Genomic DNA, 6,273 nt, shown 5'->3' with positions numbered 1-6,273 from the left:
AGAACGGCTGGAGTACGGTGTGTCATGCGGGCGGGCGTTTCTGATGCGGCCTGAGTCTTGAGCAAACCCAAGCTAAATCAGGGCGTTACGCCCGCAACCGCCCTCCTTCTCCTCTGTCCCGGTGAATAATCCGGGCTAGAGTCCCCCTCTGGTGCGCAGCGCTCGATCCGGGCGCTGTCATGGAGAGGGACGCAGACATGAGTCACAAGGAATTCATCGACGCGATGTTCGCGCGTGTGGATGCGCTCGATGCGCGCGGTTTCTCGGCGTGCTTCACCGAGGGGGGCGTCTTCCGCTTCGGAAACAACGAGCCGGTCGTCGGCCGTGGCCGCATCGAGGACTTCATCCATGGGTTCTTCGGAGCGATTGGCGGCATCAGCCACCAGTTCGAGAACTGCTGGACCGTGGAGGACCGCGCCTTCGCCAACGGGTTCGTCACCTACGTGCGCAAGGACGGCAGCAAACTCACCGTGCCGTGGGCGACCATCTCGCGCTTCGAGCAGGGCAAGCTCGCCGAGTACAACGCCTACGTCGACACGTCGGAGCTCTTCAACCCTCGGCGGGCATAGCGCCGTTCGTCGGACGGGGTGTCAGGGGGCCAGAGCGTAGGTGGCGAGCAGTCCCACCAGCGCCAGGGCCGCCCCGAGGCCGATGAGCCACGCTTCCCAGCGCACCCGCGGGCGCTCCGGCATGTCCTCGCCGGAGGGGGCCGCGGGTGTCTCGTCCGCGAGGGCTGGCTCGGCCGGAGCGGGCGTCTCGGCCGGGGTGGGGGTCGTCTCGGGCGATGGAGGCGTCTCCGTCTCGGGCGTGGCCATGGGGGCCTGGAAGCGCAGCAGCGTGCGGCCCAGCTCGATGACGTCGCCCTCGTGGAGTGGGGTGGGGGTCTTCACGAGCTTCCCGTTGAGGAAGAGGCCGTTGGGGCTGTCCAGGTCCTCCAGCAGGAAGGCGCCCTCGTGGTGGCGGATGCGGGCGTGGCGGCGGGACACGGCGATGTCCCGCAGGCGCACGGCCATGTCCTTGCCCCGGCCGAGCTCGGTGCTCGCCTCGGCGAGGGCGAAGGTGCGGCCCACGTCCGCCCCGATGAGGCATTGCAGGGAGGCGGCCCGGGAAGGCGGCGGCTCCTCCAGGTCCCCGAGGAGGTGCTTGAGCACGGCCATGGTGCCCATCTCCCGCTCGGCGTCTCCGTCCGGTGCCTTCACCTTCAGCCGCATCTCCTCGGACAGGCCCACCACCTCTCCCGGCAGCACGAGGCGGGGGACTCCGGGCGCTACCCCCACGCCCCCCACGGTGAAGGGGTGGGTGGCCTCCACCATCAGCCGGTGGCTCTCGATGCGCAGCGTCAGCAGACCCGGGGGGAGCCCCTCGAGCTGGACCTGGTCCCCGGCGGCGCCACCCAGCAGGTGGACGCCCTCGGGCAGCTCGAAGGGGGTGGAAGTGCCCATGTGCTCGAATTCGAAGTGCATGCCCCTGGCCGAGGCAAACCGGGTGCCGGGGCGGGCCAGTGGAATCGCGGGGGGTTGCCGCATCCGGGCCGTCTCGTCTCCGGCCCGTCGTCCACGCGTGCGGACGGGGCCGGGCCCCTTCTCCGAGACATCCGGGGGAGGGGACCCTAGGATTCGCGGCCCGATGCGTTCCGCCTCCCGCCTCCTGACGCTGCTGACGCTCACGCTGCTCGCCACCGCCTGCCGCGACGAGCAGGCCGGCCCGAAACCCCGCGCCAAGGCCCTGCCTCCGCCCGCCCAGGCCCGGGTGCTGGACGCCGCGCCGGCGGACCTCACGTACCGCGGCGGGGCCACGTTCGGCGGGGGCGCGGTGCGCTACCTCGGGACGCGCGTCTCCCCGCCGGTGGCGGCGCCCGGGCAGCCGGTGAAGCTCGAGCACTACTTCCAGGCCGAGCGCGAGGTGCCTCGGGGCTGGCAGTTCTTCGTGCACGTGGTGGACGCCGCCAGCGGGCAGATGATGGTCAACGCGGACCACGACTTCGCGGGAGGCGCGGCCCCGTTGGGCACGTGGCCCGTGGGCAAGGTGGTGGAGGACGTCCACACGGTGCCGATGCCTCCGGCGCCCGCGCGGGTGCTGCTCGGCTTCTGGCGGGGAGATGAGCGCCTCCCGGTGGACGACCCGAAGGCGCACGGCGGTGACAACCGGATGCTGGGCCCGCAGCTCGGCGGTGGCCCTCCGCCGCTGCCCGAGTACACCGTCCGCCGTGCGGCGAAGGCCCCGGTCATCGACGGGGAGCTCGACGACGCGGTGTGGAAGGACGCGGCCCCGGTGGTGTTGCGTGGCAGCTTCGATGGGCGTCAGCCCTCGCTACGCACCGAGGCGCGCCTGACCTACGACGACCAGAACCTCTACGTGGCCTTCGACGTGGAGGATCCGGATGTCTGGGGCACGCTGCGCGAGCGGGACGCGCCCATCTACGAGCAGGAGGTGGTGGAGATCTTCCTCGACGCGAACGCGGACGGGCGCACCTACAACGAGCTGCAGGTGTCGCCGCACAACGTGAACTTCGACGCGTACTTCCCCGCGCGCCGGCAGGGGATGGACTTGAGCTGGGACTCGGGGATGAAGACGGCGGTGAAGGTGCGCGGCACGCTGGACAATCCCGAGGACCGGGACGAGGGCTGGCGCGTGGAGATGCGGATTCCCTTCGAGCGGCTCGCCGAGGTGCCGAACCGTCCGCCGAAGAAGGGGGACCGCTGGCGCTTCAACCTGTACCGGCTGGAGCACGTGGGGCGGCAGCAGGTGGAAGGCCAGGCCTTCTCGCCCCTCTTCGTGGGGGACTTCCACGCGCTGCCGCGATTCGGTTGGCTCGTCTTCGAGTAGCCGCTACGAGTGCGGGGAGAGCTCCCAGTGGGAGTCCGCGATGGAGCGCTCGGTGGGGTCCCCGAGGAAGCGCAGGAAGCCGCGCAGCTCGAGGGTGTCGATGAGCTCCTCGGCCTCCAGCTCCGAGAAGCCCTTCGTCTCCACGAGCAGGTTGCGCATGAGCGACTTGCCTCGCAGGTAGCCCACGGGCTCGCCCGGGGCCAGCATGTGCTTCAGGTCGGCGGTGAGCTGACGCAGATCCAGGTCGTCGGAAATCATCGCCTCAAGGCTGGTGATGGGCGGCCGTGTGGGCAACCCGGGTCTGGGGAACCAGGGGCTCGGCGGGCAGGAAGGTGCTCAGCCGGACATCGTGCCCATCGCTCTCCAGCGTGATGGCCCCGTGGACGTCCGTGCGCAGACACTCGGTGCCCAGCGAGCGGTAGCGCTCCTCCACCTCGGGATGGGGGAAGCCGAAGCGGTTGCGGCGGCCCACGCAGAAGACGGCGAAGCGGGGCCGGAGCCGCGCGAGGAAGTCCTCGGTGGAGGACGTCCGGGAGCCATGGTGCGCCGCCTTCAGCACCGTCACCGGTCCGAGCTTCCCGCTGGCGAGCAGCGCGGCCTCGCCCTCTTCCTCCACGTCGCCGGGCAGCAGCACGGTGACGTCGCCATGGCGCACGAGCAGCACCACGCTCTTGTCGTTCACGCCCTCCATCAACTCGCGATCCTCGGGAGGGCCGAGCACCTCCAGGGTCGCTTCTCCCAGCTGGAAGGACGGATGGCCGAGCTGCACCTGCTCCACCTGCGCGCCGGTGGCCGCGGTGATGAGCTGTTTCGACAGGTGCCCGTCCGTGCTGCCGGCGGAGAGCCAGAGCCGCTCGGTGGGCACCTGCCCCAGCGCGGAGATGAGCCCGAGCGCATGGTCCGGGTGGGGATGGGAGAGGACGGCCAGGTCGAGCCGCTCGATGCGGGAGGCGCGCAGGAAGGGGACGACGACCCGCAGGCCCGGATCCGCGCCGCCGGGCACGCCGCCGCCGTCGATGAGCGCATGGTGCCCCTGGGAGCTGAGCACGATGCCATCGCCCTGGCCCACGGAGAGGAAGGTGATGCGCAGGCCGGGCTCGGGGACGAGCCGTGGCACCACGAAGACGAGCGCCAGCCCCACGGGGACGAGCAGTCCCCCCAGACGCGCGCGCCGCTCACCGAGGGCCCAGCACGCGAGCCCCGCGGCGTAGAGCAGGGAGGCCACGAGGCCGAAGGCGGGCAGGTCCATCGTGGCCAGCGGCACGTGCGCGAAGAAGCGCGTGAGCCACAGGAGCACCTGCGAGGCCCACGCGCCGCCCCACAGCAGCGGGGTGGCCAGCACGGGCGACACGACGTAGAGGGCCGCGCCGCCCGCCGCGAAGCCGGTGAGCAGGCCGCACAGGGGCATGCAGACGATGTTGGACACGAGCCCCGCGAGGCTCGCGCGCCCGAAGGTGCCCGCCACCAGGGGCAGGCTGGCCACCGTCACGGCGGCGCTCGCGCAGAACGTCTCCAGCACCGTCTCCCGGGTGCTCGCGAGCAGGCGCTTGAGCCGATGCGGCTCCTGGGGATCGGGCGGAGCCACGGGAACGGCCTCGCGCAGGGCGGGGGTGAGCATCAGCAGGCTGAAGACGGCGAGGAAGGACAGCTGCAGCGACAGGTCCGCGACGCTGGAGGGAGTCCAGGCGACGAGCAGCGCGGCGGCGGCGGCGAGGCTGTTGAGCCCATCGGCCCGGCGCCAGAGCGCGAGCCCCAGCAGCACCACCGTGGCCATGACGGCCGAGCGCACCGCGGGCGGCTGATTGCCGGTGAAGACGACGTAGGCCCAGACGAAGGGGACGGAGGCGGGGGCGGCCAGGCGCCGGGCCTCCACGCGCCGCAGGCCCGGCATGCGCGCTCCGGCCCGGACGAGCAGCTTTCGCAGCAGGGCGAGCGTCATGAGCGCGAGCGCCGCCACATGCAGCCCGCTCACGCTGAGGACGTGTGCCAGCCCACTGCGGGAGAAGTCCTCCTCCAGCCCGTCATCGAGCGCGGCGCGCTGTCCGGCGGCCAGGGTGAGGAAGAGGGCCGCGGCCTCGGGGGAGGGGGACACGGCGTGGACGGCCCCGGTGAGGCCCTCCTGCGTGCGCACCAGGTGCTGGCGCCAGCGCGGGGGCGGGGAGAGCACCAGCATGCCCGCGCTCGGGAAGCTGCCGGTGAAGGCGAGCCCCTGCCGCCGCCGCGTTGCGGAGAAGTCCTTTTCTCCGGGATTCGAAGCGGACTCGAGCGTCTTGAGCCGGGCCTCCACGCGGATGCGCTGTCCGGGCAGGAGCGAGGGCGGCGCTCCATGGGCATACAGGCTCGTGTGGAAGCGGGCGGGGGTGCCGGCCCCCTGTCCCACGCGGGCCACGGCCAGGAGGACGCGGGTGGAGTCCTCGAAGCGGTCCACGCGCTCCACCTCGCCCTCCAGCACCGCGGCGCCTCCCTCCCGGAGGGCGGGCGGCACATCCACCCCGGCTTCCAGGCTGGCGAGCCCCGCGCCGGTGAGCCCCAGGCTCAGGAGCACGCCCAGGTGGGCACCAGGCAGGCGAGCGAGCGCCAGGGCGGCCGCACCCACGAAAGACGCGGCCATAAGCTGAAATAATCCGTCGATGGCATCCGTTCCAAGCCCCAACCCCGCGCCGAGCATCAAGCTCACAGCAGGGAAGAACAGAGGACGCCCGGTCAGATCGCGCCACGAATAACGGCCCACGCCCCACCCCCACCACCCAGCAACCCGCTCCGTCCCGTCGTGGTGCATCGCCCTACCGGGCGACCGCACACACGCAAAGGCGCGCAGGCTAGTCAGGAATTCCCGGGCGGGTCAAGACTGCAATGTTGCTGTAAGGGGTGAATCGTGGTATTCATGAGCGGCTTTCTGGGCCGGGTGTCGAGTCGAGCCAAGCCATCCTAGAGGAGGCGGTAAGAGTGCAGACGAGCTTCAAGACCGGCGACAAGGCTGTGTACCCTGGGCAGGGTGTGGGCGAGGTGATGGGGATTGAGCACACCGAGGTCGCCGGACAGCGGCAGTCCTTCTATGTGCTGCGCATCCTGGAGAATGGGATGCGGATCATGATCCCCATCAACAAGGTCGGTTCCGTGGGCCTCCGGGAGATCATCAGCGAGGAGGACGTCAAGCAGGTCTACTCCATCCTGAAGGAGAAGGACATCTCGGTCGACTCCACGACGTGGAACCGTCGCTACCGGGAGTACATGGAGAAGATCAAGACGGGCTCCGTGTTCGAGATCGCCGAAGTGCTGCGCGACCTCTACCTGTTGAAGGGAGACAAGGATCTGTCGTTCGGTGAGCGCAAGATGCTGGATACGGCGCGCTCGCTGCTCATCAAGGAGCTGTCGCTGGCGAAGGACTGCTCCGAGGAAGAGATCGAGTCGGACCTGAAGAAGATCTTCAACCTGGCCTGATCCGCT

General features: G+C 70.6%; 6 protein-coding genes. 3 read left to right on the top strand and 3 right to left on the bottom strand.

Going from position 1 to position 6,273, the window contains the following annotated elements:
- The first annotated feature begins 197 nt into the window (after nt 1-197).
- The gene (locus VFZ09_RS11260; protein WP_329727531.1) at nt 198-569 is read left to right on the top strand and encodes a nuclear transport factor 2 family protein; all 372 of its coding nucleotides are present in this window, start codon (nt 198-200) and stop codon (nt 567-569) included.
- 21 nt (nt 570-590) lie between these two features.
- Here VFZ09_RS11260 and VFZ09_RS11255 read toward each other — a convergent pair whose 3' ends face one another.
- Nucleotides 591-1,526, bottom strand: a complete 936-nt coding sequence (locus tag VFZ09_RS11255) for an FHA domain-containing protein (protein WP_329727530.1) — start codon at nt 1,524-1,526, stop codon at nt 591-593.
- 100 nt (nt 1,527-1,626) lie between these two features.
- Here VFZ09_RS11255 and VFZ09_RS11250 point away from each other — a divergent pair, with 100 nt between their 5' ends.
- Complete coding sequence (locus VFZ09_RS11250; RefSeq protein ID WP_329727529.1) at nt 1,627-2,826, top strand: carbohydrate-binding family 9-like protein; 1,200 nt, start codon at nt 1,627-1,629, stop codon at nt 2,824-2,826.
- Nucleotides 2,827-2,829: 3 nt separating this feature from the next.
- On the opposite strand, the gene VFZ09_RS11245 is transcribed toward VFZ09_RS11250, so the two are convergent.
- A complete protein-coding gene (locus VFZ09_RS11245) occupies nt 2,830-3,084 on the bottom strand; it encodes a hypothetical protein (protein WP_329727528.1) in 255 nt (84 codons plus the stop codon).
- 4 nt (nt 3,085-3,088) lie between these two features.
- On the bottom strand, nt 3,089-5,437 hold the full coding sequence (locus VFZ09_RS11240) for a DNA internalization-related competence protein ComEC/Rec2 (protein WP_329727527.1): 2,349 nt from the start codon (nt 5,435-5,437) through the stop codon (nt 3,089-3,091).
- Between the two features lie 335 nt (nt 5,438-5,772).
- Between VFZ09_RS11240 and VFZ09_RS11235 the strand changes: the two genes are divergently transcribed.
- Nucleotides 5,773-6,267 (top strand): CarD family transcriptional regulator, encoded by a 495-nt coding sequence (locus tag VFZ09_RS11235; protein WP_013939202.1) that lies wholly within the window; start codon nt 5,773-5,775, stop codon nt 6,265-6,267.
- Nucleotides 6,268-6,273: the final 6 nt, after the last annotated feature.

Origin of the sequence: Archangium sp. (assembly GCF_036277355.1) — a bacterium.
In the GTDB taxonomy this organism is placed as follows: domain Bacteria; phylum Myxococcota; class Myxococcia; order Myxococcales; family Myxococcaceae; genus Archangium.
This window is presented reverse-complemented; position numbering and strand designations above follow the sequence as displayed.

Excerpts from the sequence above, each read along its gene's own strand:
- VFZ09_RS11260 (WP_329727531.1), top strand. The coding sequence starts at position 198 with ATGAGTCACAAGGAATTCATCGACGCGATGTTCGCGCGTGTGGATGCG.
- VFZ09_RS11255 (WP_329727530.1), bottom strand. The coding sequence starts at position 1,526 with ATGCGGCAACCCCCCGCGATTCCACTGGCCCGCCCCGGCACCCGGTTT.
- VFZ09_RS11250 (WP_329727529.1), top strand. The coding sequence starts at position 1,627 with ATGCGTTCCGCCTCCCGCCTCCTGACGCTGCTGACGCTCACGCTGCTC.
- VFZ09_RS11245 (WP_329727528.1), bottom strand. The coding sequence starts at position 3,084 with ATGATTTCCGACGACCTGGATCTGCGTCAGCTCACCGCCGACCTGAAG.
- VFZ09_RS11240 (WP_329727527.1), bottom strand. The coding sequence starts at position 5,437 with ATGGCCGCGTCTTTCGTGGGTGCGGCCGCCCTGGCGCTCGCTCGCCTG.